This window comes from Cyanobacterium sp. HL-69 (assembly GCA_002813895.1).
In the GTDB taxonomy this organism is placed as follows: Bacteria; Cyanobacteriota; Cyanobacteriia; order Cyanobacteriales; family Cyanobacteriaceae; genus Cyanobacterium.
Genome location: CP024912.1, coordinates 684,410 through 701,603, shown reverse-complemented (window position 1 = coordinate 701,603; position 17,194 = coordinate 684,410). Strand labels below are relative to the sequence as shown.

Genomic DNA, 17,194 nt, shown 5'->3' with positions numbered 1-17,194 from the left:
CTCAACTTTCATCCGAGCCTTACAATAATTTAGTTTAACCTTATCCAGACAAAAAGGTTTAGCCCCATATTTTAAATTACTAAAAATAATCATGAGTCCAGAATCAGATAAAAATATAGCACAAGAACCCGTAGTCCAGATCGAAAACGTAGATGTTTATTATGGTACTCATAAAGCCGTAGCAGGGGTAAACATAGACATTCCCAAAAATAACGCCGTTGCTTTTATCGGGCCTTCTGGTTGTGGTAAAAGTACCATCCTTCGATGTATTAACCGCATGAATGACTTAGTCGCCAGTGCTAGAGTCCAGGGGAGAATCACCTTCAAAGGCAAAGATATCTACGCCAAAGGAGTAGATCCTGTGGGATTAAGATCTAGAATAGGTATGGTATTCCAAAAAGCTAACCCCTTTCCCAAATCTATCTACGAAAATATTGCTTGGGGGGCAAGGCTCAATGGTTATCAAGGAAATATGGATGACTTAGTAGAAGACTCCTTACGTAAAGCAGCCGTATGGGATGAAGTAAAAGACAAACTAAAGCAAAGTGGCCTAGCCCTTTCTGGGGGGCAACAACAGCGCCTATGTATCGCCTGTACCATTGCCATTAAACCTGATGTTATTTTAATGGATGAACCTTGTTCTGCGCTAGATCCCATTTCCACCCTAAAGGTAGAAGAATCCATCCATGAATTGAAACGAGACTATACCATTGTCATTGTTACTCACAATATGCAACAGGCTTCTAGGGTATCAGATTTAACCGCCTTTTTTAATGCCCGTAGCGTTGAAGGAGGAGGAGGAAAATTAGGTTATTTGGTGGAATATGATAAAACCGAAAATATTTTCCAAAATCCAGCCGAAGAAGCCACCCAACAATATGTAAGCGGACGTTTTGGTTAGAAAAGTAGGGCGACACATCGCCCACTATTAAATCAAAGATGAGAGCGTCAATATTCCACTTCTAACACTGCAAAATCCAATCTACCGCTTCACTCAAATCTGAGGCAATGTAATCAGGATGAGTTTTGTGCTGATACTGCCCCCCCATAACCTTAGTACCATAACCAGTAGTAACCAGAATACCTGTTAACCCTGCATTGTGGGCCAAATCTACATCTGTGGCTTTATCTCCCACCATAAAGCTACCTTTTAGGTCTAAATTATGCTCCCATGCGGCTGCCACCAGCATTCCCGTATTAGGTTTTCGCCATGTACCCCAGTAGGTAAATTCAGGGTTTACTCCCCCTGCCTGAGGACTGAGATAGGGGCAGTAATAAAGGGCATCTAGTTTGGCTTGGGCTTCTTGCCATAATAAGTGTTCTAATCTTTGGTGTAATGCTTTAACATGACTATCGGGATAATAACCCCTCGCAGGGCCTGATTGATTGGAAACTAGACAACAAAAAAAGCCACTATCGTTAATTTTTTTAACCGCTTTGGCAACATTGGGTATTAGTTGTAAATCTTCTACATTATGTATATATCCTGCCTCAACATTTAAAACACCATCACGATCTAAAAAAACTGCTTTTTTCGCCACGACCATAACCTTTATTTTTGCTGAAAAGTAATTTTAACTAATTTTATTTAACTTGATATTTTTTGATTTTTAACCTATCTTTTTACCTTTTATTAGCGTAATCTAATATTAATAATATTGGTGGGCAATGCCCACCTTACATAAAGGATAAGGTTTTAAACCTATAATATTAATTGACAATTATTTTTAACCTTGCCACATTTTTTCTAAAATTTTGTCTGTGGATATGTCGGCAATGTTTTTACTAAGGGATTGAAGACCAATAAATTTATCGCTGTGGGGCGGTAATAGTTTATCGGCTTGAGTAGGACCAAATAGGGCTATGGTATAAGTACCTACCGCTACGGATAAGTGCATGGGGGCGCTGTCTGTACATAACATTAGGTTAGCACCTGCGATAAAGGCGGATAGTTTGCCAATATCTGGGGGACTAATTACTTTAAGGTTGTTACATAACTGCAACATTTCTGCTATCCATTCTTGATCATCAGGACCATTTAGTAAAACGATGGGAAGATTGGGTTGTTTTCTCTGGACATCTTCGACAATTCTTTGCCATTTTGGCACAGGGTAAATTTTATCGATGCCTTTGGTTTTGGCGAGCTCACTGGATCCCCCATGAATGAGGATATAACCAGATTCTTTGATGTCGAGACGTTTTTGTTCTACCTCTGCCCATTCAATGTCTTCTTTGGGTACGTTAATAGACACAGGGGGGCAAGATTGAGTGATGTTTAATCCATGGACTAAGTCATGGTACATATAGGCGGCATATTGCTCGGTTTTTAGTTCGACAGGGTTATTGATAAACCAAGATTTAGAACTTTTGTAACCTACACGGGTAGGAATGCCATCAAGCCATAATAAGAAGCCGACAGCCCAATTTTGTCCGAGGGTTACGGCTACTTCATATTCCCTATCTCTAATGATACCAAGGAGGTTTAGGTAGTCGGCTAGTCCGTTTTTATCTTTATAATCAAATACTAGAACTTCTTTGACGTGAGGACAGACACGGTAGGCATTTTTTGACCTAGGTTCTACTAATACGTCAATAATTGCCTTGGGGTATTGATCTTTAATACTTTTTAGGGTGGGAAAAAATAAAATTTGATCTCCGATACCACCTGGAATAAGAGCTAAAATCCGCATTGTAATAAAATAAATTAACTATCTATATGAGCTTAATTTTAAGGTATCCGTTGACCATAGCTGTTATGTTTTGTAAAAAATCTTAGGTTACTTTTGTAATGCTTTGTAAATATCAGGGGCGATCGCCTCTGGTACCAGATGATCAATTTTACCGCCAAATCGAGCAATTTCTTTAACCACACTACTACTAACAAAACTATGCTCCGTATTGGTTGCCAAAAAAACCGTTTCCACATTATTCGCCAGAGTTTTATTAATATGAGCCATTTGTAACTCCTGCTCAAAGTCTGATAAAACCCTCAAACCCCTTAATAATACCCCTGCTTGTTTTAACTTGGCATATTCCACTGTCAACCCCGAAAAGGTATCTACTTCTACATTAGGAATATCTTGGGTACAAAGACGAATCTGTTTTACCCTAGTTTCTAAACTAAATAAAGGTTTTTTATTAGGATTTTTTAATACCGCCACTATTATCTGTTCAAATAAAACACTACCCCGTTGTATTAAGTCCAAATGTCCGAGGGTAATAGGATCAAAACTACCGGGGTATATTGCAATCATGAATTTAAAGAAAATGGAGAATAAATTAATTATATTTAAGCAGTGGTTTGGTGCAGTAGATGCAACATCACATCATTAACAGTTTTATATAAATGTTCTCTATTATGGAAACTTTCTAAACGCTCAATAATTTCCCCTCGATGCATCAAAATCAGGGTGGGCAGACTACTAAGACTATAGTTATTAGCTAAACGTAAATTTTGGTCAGCGTTAACACTAACTATTTTTAACTCCGTTTCCCACTCCGACTCAAGACGATTGAGGATAGGTTGCAGCATGGTACACAAACCACACCAAGGCGCCCAAAAATTGATTAAAACCATATGAGAAGATTGTAAAACTTCTCTATCAAAAGATTCTTGAGTGACAGAAATCATATTAATTTATTTCTAATAGTTTAAAAATTTATAAAATAGCGATGTCGAATCAGATAATAGCCTAAGAAGGTAACTTAAAATAAGTCTTTTAAATAATTTTTCTTAGTGCCATTATTGATCCCCTACCTATATTGTGCAAGATGGAAGGGAAAATCATCCAATCAAATTACCAATTGACACGACTTGTTACAGTCATTAACCAAGGGTGAATAAACCAAAATAAAAGAGTAAATGCAGTTACTCCCACATAGGCAGGTTTCAAAAATTCTTTACCTTGTAGGGTTTGTCTGCCATCAAAAATGGCCAACCCAGGTAAGATAGAGGTTCTTTCTTTGACTTTCAAAAATGCTTCTCCATAACGTTTAGTCAGTCTTTTATCTCCATGCCAAACGGCAAAAAGATGATGACCAATTAAACCCAAGGAGGTGACAATGGTAAAAGTAGTGCCTAGCCAGATGGTGTGAGCAATACACCAGATTACTTGTCCTACCATTTGAGGATGTCGGGTAATGCGGATAATGCCTGATTCGTATAAATGTACTTGGGGTTTTTGGATAGCGGCAATTTCCAATAGGTTAAAGGTAGCAGGATAAAGAAATATAAAGGAAATGGCGGATAATATCCAAACGGTGGTTTTTACCCCTGACACGTCTTGGATTTGCCATAATACGGCTCCATCATAACGATGGTTAAAAAAGTAAATAATTAATACGGTGGCAAAGGGGATGCTAACAAGGGCAAATAGTACCCGATATAGTCTTGCTCCTATTTTACTCTCTCCCCATGGTCTGAGGGCGGCTAAACCGCTATGGGCGATCGCAAAGCCCACCAATAAACCCACCATGATTAAATGACTAGGGGTTAACCATGGTGGAAGATTGACAACGGCCAATAGGGGGGGGAAATATTGAGGAAAAAAGTTAATTATTTCTACCGCAAAGGGGAACATAAAGTTTATACTTATGGGATAAATATATAATAAATACTTATTTTACTGATTACCTAGATCTTATCAATAAATAGGGTCAAAACTGATCCCAATCTATTTAATATCTAGTTTTGGTCATTATTTTCAGAAAATAAATTAAAATTCTAAATAACGAAATCTAATTTTACTATGGCTGAGATTCCTTTTTCCCTTGATCAATTACGGATTTTGAAGGCAATTGCCGATGAGGGTAGTTTTAAACGGGCGGCAGATAGTCTCTATGTCTCTCAACCCGCTATCAGTTTACAAATACAAAATTTGGAAAAACAATTAACAGTACCTTTATTCGACAGGGGAGGAAGAAAAGCGCAATTAACTGAAGCGGGAAATCTCTTACTTGCCTATGGTGAAAAAATTATTACCCTTTGTCAAGAAACCTGCCGTGCCATTGAAGATTTACAAAATTTGCAGGGGGGAACCCTGATTGTGGGAGCTTCCCAAACCACAGGAACATATTTACTACCCCGCATGATTGGTTTATTTCACCAAAAATATCCTTATGTTTCCGTACAGTTACAGGTACACTCCACCCGTCGTACCTCTTGGGCCGTGGCAAACGGACAAGTGGATTTAGCTATAATTGGCGGTGAAGTGCCTTCCGAATTACAAGATGTATTAGAGATTATCCCCTATGCTGAGGATGAATTGGCGTTGATAATCCCCTCGAATCATCCCTTTGCTGAACAAGAAACCATTGCCAAGGATGATTTATACCACCTCAATTACATTACCCTCGACTCCCAATCTACTATTCGTAAAGTCATTGATCAGGTTTTAACCCGTAGCGGTATTAATACTAATGATCTAAAAGTAGAAATGGAGTTAAACTCCATAGAGGCCATTAAAAATGCCGTTTTATCAGGATTAGGAGCTTCTTTTGTGTCCATAACGGCGATCGAAAAAGAACTAAAAATGGGAGTATTGCACCGCGCCCCCATCGAAGGAGTAGAAATTAGGCGCACTCTTTCGGTTATTGTCAACTCCAATCGCTATCGCTCCAAAGCCGCCGAAGCATTTATTAAAGAAATATTACCCCAGTTTTCCACCGAAAATTATAATCAATCCCTAGAAAAACTATCCCAAGAGAATCAAGTATTTTTGGAGAAAACAGAAGTAGAAATTGCAGAAGATGTTTAATTATTATCACCATACCTAATTTCCCCAAGGGTAATTGTTAATTGTGTTATCACTTATTCACCTTTTCAACAATTAAGATTAACAAACAAAACAATTAGATATAGAATAGTGTGCAATTGACTGATAAGATAACAATCAATAGCAAGATTACTTATATAAAGTATATTAGTTTCACATATAGAGGAAAAAATGACTCAAGATAAAGTAGTAATTATTGGAGTAGCCGGAGACTCTGGCTGCGGTAAATCAACCTTTTTACGTCGTTTAGAAGATTTATTCGGTAAAGAATTTATGACCGTTATCTGTCTTGATGACTATCATAGTTTAGACCGTAAAGGTAGAAAAGCAGCAGGTGTTACCGCTTTGAATCCTAAAGCCAACAACTTCGACTTAATGGCAGAACAAATTAAAGCCTTAAAAGATGGTCAAGCTATTGATAAACCTATTTATAACCACGAAACTGGAGAATTAGATCCTCCCGAAAAAATTGAACCCAATAAAGTAATTGTAATCGAGGGTTTACATCCTCTTTATGATGCTAGAGTAAGAGAATTAGTTGACTTCAGCGTTTACCTCGACATTAGCGAAGAAGTAAAAATTCAGTGGAAAATTCAGCGTGATATGGCCGAAAGAGGTCACAGTTATGATGATGTTGTAGCTTCTATCAATGCTAGAAAACCTGACTTCACCGCTTACATTGAGCCACAAAAACAACACGCAGATATTGTTATCCAAGTATTACCTACTCAATTAATAGAAGAAAAAGAAGGTAAAATCTTGAGAGTTCGTTTAATCGAAAAAGAAGGTATCGAACATTTCAATCCTACCTACTTATTTGATGAAGGTTCTACCATTGATTGGCGCCCCTGTGGACGTAAGTTAACCTGTTCTTATCCTGGTCTAAAAATGTATTATGGACCTGATAACTACATGGGTAATGAAGTTTCTATCCTTGAAATTGATGGTCAGTTCGACAATTTAGAAGAAATGATCTATGTTGAAAGTCACCTCAGCCGTACAGGTACTAAATACTATGGCGAAATGACCGAATTATTGTTAAAACATAAGGACTACCCTGGTTCTAATAATGGTACTGGTTTATTCCAAGTTTTAGTCGGTCTAAAAATGCGTGAAACCTACGAACAAATTACTGGTACCGTAGCCAATAGCGAAGCCCAAGAGGTTGCTAAGGTTTAATTTTTTTTTAGGTGGTGGGCTTTAAGTGTTAGGAAATTTTTAGGCTCGTATTATTAATGATTCCGCTCTTAACTTAGTGTTGTAGGTTACTGTTATGGGTTTTCAAGCTAATCCAATTAAGTTTGGTACTGATGGGTGGCGTGGAGTAATTGCCGCTGACTTTACCATGGAACGGGTGGCGAAGTTGGCTCCCCTGTGTGCGAAGGTGTTACAAGAAGACAACCCCCATGGTAAGTTGATGGTGGTGGGTTTTGATCGTCGTTTTTTGGCGGAAGATTTTGCGTTGGTAGCTTCTCAAGCGTTACAGGAGTATGGCTACGATGTATTGTTGGCGGATAGTTATGCCCCCACCCCTGCTTTTAGTTGGGCGGCTTATAGTCAAAATGCTTTGGGGGCTTTGGTGTTGACGGCTAGTCATAACCCTGCTCAGTATTTGGGCTTGAAGGTGAAGGGTGGTTTTGGGGGTTCTGTTTCTGGGGATGTGACAAGTAAGATTGAGGCTTTGCTGGATACGGATTTACCGAAACCGACTGAGGTGGGTACGATTACAAAGTTTGATCCTTGGGATAGTTATACTAAGCAGTTGGCTAGTTTGGTGGATGTGTCTGCCATTGTGGAAGGGATTTCGGCGGGTAAATTAGATGTAATTGTGGATGTGATGCACGGAGCGGCATCTACGGGGTTGGGTCGTATCCTTGGATGTAATATCAATGAAATAAATAGTCAAAGAGATCCTTTGTTTGGGGGGAATGCTCCTGAGCCTTTGGCTCGGTATATCCCTGAGTTGTTTCGTGAGGTTAAGGAAAGGGGTAAAAACGATTCTGATGCCCTTAGAGTCGGTTTAGTGTTTGATGGAGATTGCGATCGCATTGCGGCGGTGGATAGTGAGGGTAATTATTGTAGTACACAAATTTTAATTCCTATTTTTATCGAGCATTTATCCCAAAGAAGAGGGTTGAAGGGAGAAATTATTAAAACTGTCAGCGGTTCAGATTTAATCCCCAAAGTAGCAGATTTATTTGATATTCCTCTCTCAGAAACTCCTATCGGTTATAAATACATCGCTGAGAAGATGCTAACAACTCAGGTGTTGGTGGGGGGAGAAGAATCTGGGGGAGTGGGGTATAGTACCCATATTCCCGAACGAGATGCTCTTTTATCGGCTTTATATGTCCTTGAAGCCATGGTGAAGTCAGGGAAGGGCATTGGGGAATTGTACGGAGATTTACAGAAAAAAACTAATTTTGTATCTCAATATGATCGCATTGATTTAACCCTTGGGAGTATGGAGCAAAAAAATCAGTTACAAGCTACCCTCGCTAGTAAGCCTTTAGAAGAAATTGCAGGGAAAAAGGTGATTGATTGTCTTGCTATTGATGGTTATAAATATCGTCTTGAGGATGAGAGTTGGTTATTAATTCGTTTTAGTGGTACTGAACCTTTATTGCGGTTATATTCTGAGGGGAATTCCTTGAAAACTGTCCATGAAAATCTTAATTGGGCTAAGGTAGAGTTTGGTTAAAGTGCTATTTTTGCTACAACAAATTATGAGGCGATCGCATTTATTGAATCAATAATTTTTATACTGTTTAAATTATCTAGTCTCGAATAGAATGCTTACAGTCATTTTTCATAGGGTTGAACCATTTTAAAGGGTATAGTTTCTTTTATGGTGGTTTAGTTATTGGAAAACTACTGTAAATTTAAAATAACTAATTTTTTTATGTCAAAATCTCTTTTGTTACAACCAGATTTAGTTTTGGGCGATGTTGTTACAAAACTAAGCCCTTCTATCATTCAAGAATATGGTTTAAAGGGTTTAGTTTTGGATGTGGATGAAACCCTTGTACCTTTTAAACAAAGTATTATTTCCACTGAATTAATGGACTGGATTACAGAAGTTCGTCCTCTGGTAGATTTATGGTTAGTTAGTAATAATCTCAGTAAAAGTCGTATAAGTGCGATCGCATCTAGCCTTGATGTTCCTTTTATTTTTGGTGCTAGAAAGCCATCCCGTAAAAAACTCCGTCAGGCAGTTGATGCCATGAATCACCCCGTAGATAAGGTTGCCATGGTAGGAGATAGATTATTTACTGACGTATTAGCAGGAAATCGTTTGGGTATGTTTACAATTTTTGTTGAACCCATGGAAAGCACCGAAATATCAAAAAGTCCTCTATTTTCTATTCGTAATTTTGAAGTTTGGTTTTCCCAAAAAATAGGTGTTTCTGTTTATAAAAATTAACATTTGTAACATTTCTTATAATTTGTTTATCTTGTGCAAATAAATATTAAATAAATCTTAAGAAAATTAAGAAAACTTTAGATATATGTCATTATAGTTTTCGAAGATAAATTGAGGTCAGCTTATATAAAGACCTTAAGTATATATAACTCCATATAAAATGACGGGACATTCTGCTACGGCAGAATGTCCTTTATACTAGGTAGATATTTTGAATAATCATAATAATAAAAAAAGCAATTATTAATGGATAAAATTATCAATGCCTCCCACAGCAAAGATTTTATTACCTATGCAAATTCGGCTCTAGTGAACAATCGCTACATTGTTGATATTACTTATTATGCTGGTAGCTATGGTATGGGAGGTTATGGTTTTTTTGGCTTAAGGTTGAGTCAAATCAAAGAAAGAAAACAAGAGTGGTTGGTGTGTACCATTTTTAGTGCTAATGACTGGTTAACGGTTAACGGTAGATGGTTAAGCTGCCATCCTACCCAGTATTCTCAACAAAAACCCCTCACAGGTACAATGTATAGTCAGGATAAAGAGGGGAGATATTTGTCACCATTGGAAACATGGGATGATTTTCAACCGTTAATTTTAGATAAAAAAATCAATGATTTTGACTGTAAAAAAAATAGTTGTCAAATAATCATTGAAGAAAATATTATTATTGCCATAACTGCCGATAGTTCATCTCGCCCTTGGTTCTATGGCACAAAAAAACCCCGTGAATTAGGAAAAGATGATGATTTACGTAGAGGTTGGATTTTAGCGAGGGATATTAATTTGTTTTTGTAGGTTTCTAGTTTGTTTATATTTTTGGTTTATTTTTTAACCAATAGAGTGCGCTGAGTCACATTAAACTTTTGCCTATTTCCTGCCCTCACGAATCCATTTTTTGCGGCAACCCCCAATTAACAACAGAAAGATTACTTTAGGCTAATTCGAGGTTTTCTTCGGTGTCTCCTTCATGGACAGTTTTAACCCATTTGAGGCGTTTTTGGCGTACAGACATTCGGGCAGTAGTAACTGGCATGACGATAAACCAGTGAACCATATAAACCAAGCCAAGGAAACTTTGTCCTATCATGATGATATGTTGAGCTATGGTAAATGACTTTTTGTTCTGACTGCGTTTTAAACCTGTGTACATACCCCAAAAGGCGAGAAATAGAGTAATACTGCTGAGGGGTGCCACAAGGGGAAAGCGATGACGGGTTAACACCATTACTAAGTCGGGAATGGCGGCGGTAGGGAAAATATACTGAACCATAAAGAAGAAAATGAGGTCAAATTTTTTGTGCCACCCGAGGCGATTACTGAGGATAAAACGCCAATAGTCGAAGTAACGTTGATAACCACCTTCTGCCCAACGGCTTCTCTGATGCCAGAGTGCGATCGCACTTTTAACCCCTTCTTCACCCACCGCAGGATGTTCTAAAATATCGATGTCCCAGTGATCAAGATGTAAACGAATGGTAAGATCAAGGTCATCGGTGATAGTTTCCTCGTTCCAACCACCACAACTATTAAGGGCATCACGACGGACAAATTGCCCATTACCCCTCAACTCTCCGATGCCACCGCAGTTAATTCTCTGTCTTTGGAAATAACTATCGAGGGACATTTCTACCCATTGCCCCCTCGTCCAAAAATTTTCGGCAGGATTAGAAATCGCTTTTCTCACTTGCACTGCCCCAATGTTTTCCCTGACAAACAGAGGTACAACCTTTTGTAATAAATTCTCAGGAATTACCGCATCAGCATCAAACACTCCGATAACCTCTCCCTTGCACTTAGAAAAGGCAAAATTTAACGCCCCTGATTTACCACCCTTTGCCAAACCGTCTCGGTGGATGACATTTAATTGGGAATATTCTTGGGTTAATTCATCTAATATTTTACCAGTGCGATCGCCGCTATTATCATTCACAATCCATAACTCATATAAATGACTAGGATAATCGATATTTAGCAACATCTTTACCAATTTCTTGATCACAGCCTCCTCATTTTTTGCCGAAACCAACAAAGAAACAAAAGGTAAACTGTCCATCTGCTCAAACTCAGGTAGATTCGCATTTTTAGACGTGCTAAAAATTAATCTCACCATTTCAACAAAAATCAATAGCCCTAAAAATATGATGAGGGAAAAATTCCAAGGAAAAAGATGTAAACCAATAGTTACACCCCAAATAAGAGTTAAAGCAAAAGCGGCCTTTTTTCTTCTGCCCGACAACCCCTGAAAGAAATCATTTCTAAACTCTTCCTCCTCCATTTCAGGATCCGAAAATTCCGCTAATAACGAGGGAATAGGGTCAATTTCTGGGTTTTTTTTGTCTGGCATAGTTAAATATCAGCTCCTTTTCTTCCATTTACCTAAAATCTTCTTTATTCTAACGTGACTTATGCACAAAATTATTTTTAGCCACAAATAAGAATCTTTTTTTGAGCTAATTTATCCAGTTTTTTTAATTCTTTTTCGACTATCAAATTAAAACTAATTTTCCTAGTCAAGACTTTCCTCCAGTTCATCAAAAGTCAGATATGATTCAGCTTTATACGACTCTGTATGTTACAAGATATATCAACGCTCACCATAAGCGTCTCATATGTCTAATACTAAATCCGAATGGTAGAGTACATCACCCCCGCCTTGCAATGAATTACAAGGCTAACAGTTTATCGTTCAATGAATTGAACTAAGGTATATTTTTATTTACGGATTTGGTATAACTTCAATAATTCCACAAAAAATTGTTTCCTTTGAATACCGCAAACAAGGGGATCTAACCCCTTGTCTTAAAATATCCTTAAAAAGGACTTCCTGGAATATTTACCCCACGATTTCTGAGAATTTGTCCCGTTTCTGCACTAGGAGTATATTGGTATCCCATACCACTGTAACCTTCCGAGTCATTTAGAATTTGGGGTGTTAACATAACAATAACCTCAGATCTGGTTTTATCTGTAAAAGTAGAACGAAATAAACTACCAATGAGGGGTAAATCTCCGAGGATAGGAATTTTAGATACTTGTACCCGTTCAGCATCCTGAATAATACCTGAAAGAATCAAAGTTTGACCATCCCGAAGGCGAATTAAGCCAGAAGAGACACTTCTTTCCACCAAGGGAGTAATAACGTTACTAGCACCGCCACCACTATCGAATATTTGAGGGTTACCTGGAGCGCTGATACTGGGATTGACTAATAAACTGATAAATCCGTTATCATCAATACGATCAACTTGCACTGATAGATTAAGTCCTGCTGGTTCAATGACTGGGGTAACAGTTCTCACGCCACTTTCTACATCAACCTCCGTTAATACACTAGTCACAACATTTTCAACCAAAGAAACACTTCCTGTTTGGCTTTCCTGTACTACAAGAGTGGGATCTGTCAAGATTTTGGCGTTACCTGAGCTAATACTAGAGCGAATTTGAGCAAGGAAGGCTTGGGGAAGGTTAAAATTTCTTCCGGGGGTTGTAGCAGCACCTACCCCCGGCTGTGCGGGGTTGAAGTCACTGCCAAAAGGAGAAATACGACCAGAACGAGGACTTCCGATGGGTAAACCCTGTAGGGTTCTCACTACGTTACGACTAATGTTATCAGTTATGTTAGTCGTATCATTATTAACGTTAGATTCAGTAATGGTTCTGGCAAGGTTATTAACTAAAGCTCTTTGTAAATCTTCCGCTTGATCTCGGTTAAAAGCTGTATTATTACCAAATTGCCCAAGGGTTCTATCAATAGTGTCTTGGAAGGTGCGGTTTAAATCATCATTGTTCGTTGAAGTCAGATCATTAGCTAAAGATTCTGTTAAAGTTTGAGCTAAATCTCTGGTGAATCCTTCTGTAATGATAATCGACTCATCAAAGCCAGGAATTAAGTTACCATCAGGACCTATACGAAAATCCTCAGAACTCACATTCTGATCTCTAGTTCCAAAGTTGATTACTCCTGTTCCTCCATCTTGTACGATACCTGTGTTATCAACTCCAAAGGAAAAACTAGAGCCGAAGCTGGTGCCTTGGTCTAATTGGACATCTACAATACGGACGTTAACAGCAACTTGTCTTAATCTCACATCTGATTGAAGAATTAAGTTACTGGCAATTCTTACTTGATCTGGAGTTCCTGTGAGAGTAATCGCATTGGTTCTCTCATCCACGGTAGCACTTAGCCTTCTCAAAGGTAAAGGAGTTCCTTGATTAGCCTGATTATCAGCGGCACTTAACGGTCTAATTTCCCTGCCTGTAACAGTTCTACCAATCAAAACACCTTCAGCATTTCTTTCTTCTTGAAAAATTTCTGATACTTCTTGAACTGTAGCACCGGCAAGGGCTAGTTGAGCGGCAAGAGTACCAGCATTTGCTTGATTAACTCTAAGGGTGCGACTAATGGTGTCATTAACAGAATAAGGTAAACTTTCACCCACAAAAATTGTGTTACCTTGTCTATAGGCTTCGAGACGATTAAGTTTTAAAAGATTATTAAATATATCCTGTACTCTTTCCCCCTCCAAATCAATAGTAATAAGTTCTCTAAGTATTGATGCCCCTTCTCCTTGTTCTTGTGCTTTAGAATAATCAAACATAATACTCAGACCAGCGGCACGGGCAAGTATTTTTAAAACTTCATCAAGGGGAGCATCCCGAAGAACTAAGCGAGGAACGACAGCAGTGGTTCCAAGATTTACATTTTGAGTGCTAATATCGGTATTGGAAACGGATATATCACCAGTAGGCGGAGCTACTGCTCTTTGTTGGAAAGGGGGAGCCGCTTCAATGTTTGTGGGACGTACGGGTTGCCCGTCGATGCGTACGTCAGGGTTGGGAAATAATACTTCGTTATTTTGGGCTAGTAGTAGGGGTACGAGGTCATTAGGGGGGGCATTATGGCGGTTAGGGGAGGCGATCGCCCATGACTGATAACCAAGAAGAATTGCAACGGTGCTACTAACAAACCGAACTTGACGGGAAGACAATAAACTCATGAAATTAAACTCCTACACACAATGGGGTTAAAAAATAATTATAAAAAAATGCTCAGACAGTAAACCTAAAAAAAATTATTCAGTAGTTTCCTCCGTGGCTCCTTCTGTAGCTTCTCCTTCTTCTGCTGGGGGAGCAATATCTTGAACATCAGAAAATAAAGCACTAATAGTAATAGTGGTACTGAGTTCGGGAGAACCAAAAGGAAAAACCTGATTATTTTCCAACAAATACTGCTGGGGGGTAGAAACCGTGGCATTAAAATTTTGCACCACCAAAAAAGGTTGCAATCTTTCCAAATCTTGCACAAAAGATATTAAATTAGAAAAACTACCTTCTAGGTTGAGATTATAACTTTTAACTTGAATATTATTAATAGCAATCTGTCCAAAACTATCATCACTTACCGCAGCCCTATCCCCCGAAGGAGTATAACTGGTCATAGTGACATTAGAACTATTAACAAATTGATTCAAGTCCAATAAAACAGTCTCTAAGGTGCGCTCTTGGGCGAACAAACTTTCCACCTGAACTTTTAGATTTTCTGCCTGTTCTAATTCCCCTCGCTTCGTAGTGATTCTTTGTTCTAAATCACTCTCGCTCAATTGATTAAGCTGTCCTTCTTTCTCACTTTTTTCTGCTCGTAAGGTCGATAACTCCTCACTTACAGGGCGTAATTGCGTCCAGCCCAAAAAAGCGGCAATGATAAAGCCCACCACGCCTATAGTAATCCCCGTTGCCTTTGGGGTAAAAATTATACCAAATACTTCTGGATAGTTTGACTCCGGGCCAAAACCCTCTGCCTCATCGCCAAAATCTTCGGTAGTGGTGAAAGATGTAGTCATAATTCCTCCTTTGTTATTAGTTATTGAGTAGTTTCTTCTTCAGCGGGTTGTTCTTGTACAATGGGTTCAATATCTAAAGCCCCCAATTGTCTTAAAGCCTCAATACGGCTCACCAAACCGATCGCCCCTCGACTATCCAGTAAATTAACCAATTCCGTAGATGGAACATCATTAATTTCGGTAGTGATATTAAAAGATACAACCTGACCCAAGGAAATGATCAAACTATCATTAGCGGCTACAGGTTCATCACCATCGGCAGCCTCCAGTTGCGCTCGGCTAGTGGCTACAGTACTGGGGTTTTCGGTTAAACTGGTGCTAGTCAGGCGAGTTTCATTACCATTAAGAAAACTAGAAGCCTTGAGAGTTAACATAAAATCGTTTACATCATCATAGGAATCAGCAAAACCAGCAATGGTAAGTCCCCTACTTCCTGATTGAGTGATCGATTGAATTTGGACATTGGGGGGTGTTAAAAACGAAATCTCCCGCAACATAGCGGACCAAGGTTTAATCTCATCAAAAACACTCACCAAAATCCCCACCTGCCCATTAATATTATCAATCTCCTGTTGAATTTGATTAACTTCGGCGTTTTGTCCCTGTAGTCTTTGAATTTCTGACTCTAATTGACCAATACTAGCTTCAGTGGATGTTTTTTGATTATTGAGCAACAAAGAAGCTCCCCCCACCGCGGCGATGAGGAACACCGCAACCCCCGAACCAATAAAAATGGGGATTCTCTCCGCCATGGTGGTTTCTTTCTTAAAACCAGCGGTTTTACCTACCTGAGTGATGGCATCTTGTTTTCTTTCTTTAAGAAAGTTAATGTCAATATTGTGCATAATCTAATTCATCCTCATGGCTAAACCCAACACTGTTCCTAAACCGTATCTTTCCATACCTGATAATTCCTCTTTCATTGTAATTCCTAATGATGTTACGGGATCAAAGAGGGTGGCTGGAATATTAAGTTTTTTGGTGAAAAATTCGTCAATTTGAGCCAGTCCAGCTCCGGGGCCTGCGATCAAAATTTGCACAACTTCTACATCTCCGCTTTGGTTGATATAAAAGTTAACCGATCGCCTTAATTCGTCCACCAATTCCCCTAATACTCTCAACAATGAATCCATACCGGGGTTAATCCAAGTTTGGCTACTGGTGCTGCTAGTGGAGGTTTGGTCGGGATTGTTAGGAATGGTAATATCTTGGAGAATTTCGGTATTTTTAGAGGTGGGCAGATTCATGGCTTGAGCTAGGGCAATCTGCATTTGATAAGTGCCGATGGGTACGGTACGGGAAAATTGGGGTACTCCTTCGACAATGATGGCGATTTCGGTACTGTCAAATTCAATGTCAACTAATACAACTGCTTCACTGGCGCTAAACTGCTGTAGTTGTGGTTTGAGGGTTCTAATGAGGGAGAAACTATTTATTTCTAGGACTTTAATATCCATTCCCGCTTGTTGGAATGTTTCTAGGTAAAGATCGGTGTTTTCTTTACGGGTAGCCACCAGTAAAACTTGGACTTTTTCGATGCCGTCACTATCATCTACGAAGTAACCTAGTTTTTGATAGTCAAGATCTACTTCTTCTTTGGGATAGGGTAGATACAGACTAGCTTCATGATTTAAAACTGTGTCTTTGAGTTCTTGATCATTTAATTCTGCGGGAATGGGCAAAATTCTGATGATCGATTCTCTCATCGGCACTGATGTGGCCACTTGTTTGGGTTTGATTTTTGCTTCTTTGAGCAGTTGTTCGATCAATTCGGCAAGGGCTTCGGAGTCTTTTATTTGTCCTTCTTCAAATATTTCTTCGGGTACTTCCAGAGATTGATATTTGAGAAGTTTATATTGTTGCCCTTTTTTGCTTACTTGTGCCAAGGAAATGCGATCGGGATTAATTTCTATCCCTACTCCTTTTCCTTGTCCTCCCAGTAAATTGCTTAAAAAACCTACCATTTTATTTTGATTTTTACGTATTTTTACTTAATAAGGGATTTTTTTTAATAATTTATTTTATTTTAAGTTTTTTCTGCGATTCTTTCCAAGTTTTTTTATTTAGCTTATCCAAGATTATATAAACATTGAGAAAAAAGTCCTATTAATTTTTTTTACTGGAAAATGATTTGATACTAATATGTACAT

Annotated in this window: 16 protein-coding genes; 6 read left to right on the top strand and 10 right to left on the bottom strand. The window is 38.6% G+C overall.

What is annotated here, in order from left to right:
• Positions 1 to 91 precede the first annotated feature (91 nt).
• Positions 92 to 901, top strand: coding sequence for a phosphate ABC transporter ATP-binding protein PstB (pstB, locus tag AA637_RS03225; RefSeq protein ID WP_446683868.1), 810 nt, complete (start codon positions 92 to 94; stop codon positions 899 to 901).
• 61 nt (positions 902 to 962) lie between these two features.
• Here the strand turns inward: pstB and AA637_RS03220 are convergent, their stop codons facing one another.
• From AA637_RS03220 to AA637_RS03200, 5 genes are all read right to left on the bottom strand, one after another.
• Positions 963 to 1,541, bottom strand: coding sequence for a D-glycero-alpha-D-manno-heptose-1,7-bisphosphate 7-phosphatase (locus AA637_RS03220; RefSeq protein WP_446684523.1), 579 nt, complete (start codon positions 1,539 to 1,541; stop codon positions 963 to 965).
• 186 nt (positions 1,542 to 1,727) lie between these two features.
• The gene (locus AA637_RS03215) at positions 1,728 to 2,690 is read right to left on the bottom strand and encodes a glycosyltransferase family 9 protein (RefSeq protein ID WP_446683867.1); all 963 of its coding nucleotides are present in this window, start codon (positions 2,688 to 2,690) and stop codon (positions 1,728 to 1,730) included.
• Between the two features lie 87 nt (positions 2,691 to 2,777).
• Positions 2,778 to 3,254, bottom strand: a complete 477-nt coding sequence (gene coaD / locus AA637_RS03210) for a pantetheine-phosphate adenylyltransferase (protein WP_446683866.1) — start codon at positions 3,252 to 3,254, stop codon at positions 2,778 to 2,780.
• A 35-nt stretch (positions 3,255 to 3,289) separates the two neighbouring features.
• Entirely contained in the window at positions 3,290 to 3,631 is a 342-nt protein-coding gene (locus tag AA637_RS03205) for a thioredoxin family protein (protein ID WP_069789754.1), read from the bottom strand.
• Between the two features lie 166 nt (positions 3,632 to 3,797).
• The gene (locus tag AA637_RS03200) at positions 3,798 to 4,475 is read right to left on the bottom strand and encodes an NnrU family protein (protein ID WP_446684522.1); all 678 of its coding nucleotides are present in this window, start codon (positions 4,473 to 4,475) and stop codon (positions 3,798 to 3,800) included.
• A gap of 273 nt (positions 4,476 to 4,748) precedes the next feature.
• On the opposite strand from AA637_RS03200, the gene AA637_RS03195 reads away from it, so the two are divergent.
• From AA637_RS03195 to AA637_RS03175, 5 genes are all read left to right on the top strand, one after another.
• Positions 4,749 to 5,756, top strand: coding sequence for a LysR family transcriptional regulator (locus AA637_RS03195; RefSeq protein ID WP_069789753.1), 1,008 nt, complete (start codon positions 4,749 to 4,751; stop codon positions 5,754 to 5,756).
• A gap of 189 nt (positions 5,757 to 5,945) precedes the next feature.
• A complete protein-coding gene (locus tag AA637_RS03190; protein ID WP_446683865.1) occupies positions 5,946 to 6,953 on the top strand; it encodes a phosphoribulokinase in 1,008 nt (335 codons plus the stop codon).
• A gap of 94 nt (positions 6,954 to 7,047) precedes the next feature.
• Positions 7,048 to 8,475, top strand: a complete 1,428-nt coding sequence (locus AA637_RS03185; RefSeq protein ID WP_446683864.1) for a phosphoglucomutase/phosphomannomutase family protein — start codon at positions 7,048 to 7,050, stop codon at positions 8,473 to 8,475.
• Between the two features lie 201 nt (positions 8,476 to 8,676).
• A complete protein-coding gene (locus AA637_RS03180; protein ID WP_446683863.1) occupies positions 8,677 to 9,198 on the top strand; it encodes a YqeG family HAD IIIA-type phosphatase in 522 nt (173 codons plus the stop codon).
• 246 nt (positions 9,199 to 9,444) lie between these two features.
• Positions 9,445 to 9,999, top strand: a complete 555-nt coding sequence (locus AA637_RS03175; RefSeq protein ID WP_446683862.1) for a hypothetical protein — start codon at positions 9,445 to 9,447, stop codon at positions 9,997 to 9,999.
• A gap of 136 nt (positions 10,000 to 10,135) precedes the next feature.
• Here AA637_RS03175 and AA637_RS03170 read toward each other — a convergent pair whose 3' ends face one another.
• The 5 genes from AA637_RS03170 to pilM all read right to left on the bottom strand — a co-directional run bounded on the left by AA637_RS03170 (position 10,136) and on the right by pilM (position 17,008).
• Positions 10,136 to 11,548 carry a glycosyltransferase gene (locus AA637_RS03170; RefSeq protein ID WP_446683861.1) on the bottom strand — a complete coding sequence of 471 codons (1,413 nt, stop codon included), beginning with the start codon at positions 11,546 to 11,548 and terminating at the stop codon, positions 10,136 to 10,138.
• Between the two features lie 466 nt (positions 11,549 to 12,014).
• Positions 12,015 to 14,201, bottom strand: a complete 2,187-nt coding sequence (locus AA637_RS03165) for a type II secretion system protein GspD (RefSeq protein WP_446683860.1) — start codon at positions 14,199 to 14,201, stop codon at positions 12,015 to 12,017.
• A gap of 75 nt (positions 14,202 to 14,276) precedes the next feature.
• On the bottom strand, positions 14,277 to 15,044 hold the full coding sequence (locus AA637_RS03160; protein ID WP_446683859.1) for a type II and III secretion system protein: 768 nt from the start codon (positions 15,042 to 15,044) through the stop codon (positions 14,277 to 14,279).
• Positions 15,045 to 15,064: 20 nt separating this feature from the next.
• On the bottom strand, positions 15,065 to 15,889 hold the full coding sequence (locus tag AA637_RS03155; RefSeq protein WP_446683858.1) for a PilN domain-containing protein: 825 nt from the start codon (positions 15,887 to 15,889) through the stop codon (positions 15,065 to 15,067).
• 3 nt (positions 15,890 to 15,892) lie between these two features.
• Complete coding sequence (gene pilM, locus AA637_RS03150) at positions 15,893 to 17,008, bottom strand: type IV pilus assembly protein PilM (RefSeq protein WP_069789744.1); 1,116 nt, start codon at positions 17,006 to 17,008, stop codon at positions 15,893 to 15,895.
• Positions 17,009 to 17,194 lie beyond the last annotated feature (186 nt).

Bases quoted from the DNA above. Each gene is read 5' to 3' on its own strand.
- pstB (WP_446683868.1), top strand. From the start codon at position 92: ATGAGTCCAGAATCAGATAAAAATATAGCACAAGAACCCGTAGTCCAG.
- AA637_RS03215 (WP_446683867.1), bottom strand. From the start codon at position 2,690: ATGCGGATTTTAGCTCTTATTCCAGGTGGTATCGGAGATCAAATTTTA.
- coaD (WP_446683866.1), bottom strand. From the start codon at position 3,254: ATGATTGCAATATACCCCGGTAGTTTTGATCCTATTACCCTCGGACAT.
- AA637_RS03205 (WP_069789754.1), bottom strand. From the start codon at position 3,631: ATGATTTCTGTCACTCAAGAATCTTTTGATAGAGAAGTTTTACAATCT.
- AA637_RS03200 (WP_446684522.1), bottom strand. From the start codon at position 4,475: ATGGTGGGTTTATTGGTGGGCTTTGCGATCGCCCATAGCGGTTTAGCC.
- AA637_RS03195 (WP_069789753.1), top strand. From the start codon at position 4,749: ATGGCTGAGATTCCTTTTTCCCTTGATCAATTACGGATTTTGAAGGCA.
- AA637_RS03190 (WP_446683865.1), top strand. From the start codon at position 5,946: ATGACTCAAGATAAAGTAGTAATTATTGGAGTAGCCGGAGACTCTGGC.
- AA637_RS03185 (WP_446683864.1), top strand. From the start codon at position 7,048: ATGGGTTTTCAAGCTAATCCAATTAAGTTTGGTACTGATGGGTGGCGT.
- AA637_RS03180 (WP_446683863.1), top strand. From the start codon at position 8,677: ATGTCAAAATCTCTTTTGTTACAACCAGATTTAGTTTTGGGCGATGTT.
- AA637_RS03175 (WP_446683862.1), top strand. From the start codon at position 9,445: ATGGATAAAATTATCAATGCCTCCCACAGCAAAGATTTTATTACCTAT.
- AA637_RS03170 (WP_446683861.1), bottom strand. From the start codon at position 11,548: ATGCCAGACAAAAAAAACCCAGAAATTGACCCTATTCCCTCGTTATTA.
- AA637_RS03165 (WP_446683860.1), bottom strand. From the start codon at position 14,201: ATGAGTTTATTGTCTTCCCGTCAAGTTCGGTTTGTTAGTAGCACCGTT.
- AA637_RS03160 (WP_446683859.1), bottom strand. From the start codon at position 15,044: ATGACTACATCTTTCACCACTACCGAAGATTTTGGCGATGAGGCAGAG.
- AA637_RS03155 (WP_446683858.1), bottom strand. From the start codon at position 15,889: ATGCACAATATTGACATTAACTTTCTTAAAGAAAGAAAACAAGATGCC.
- pilM (WP_069789744.1), bottom strand. From the start codon at position 17,008: ATGGTAGGTTTTTTAAGCAATTTACTGGGAGGACAAGGAAAAGGAGTA.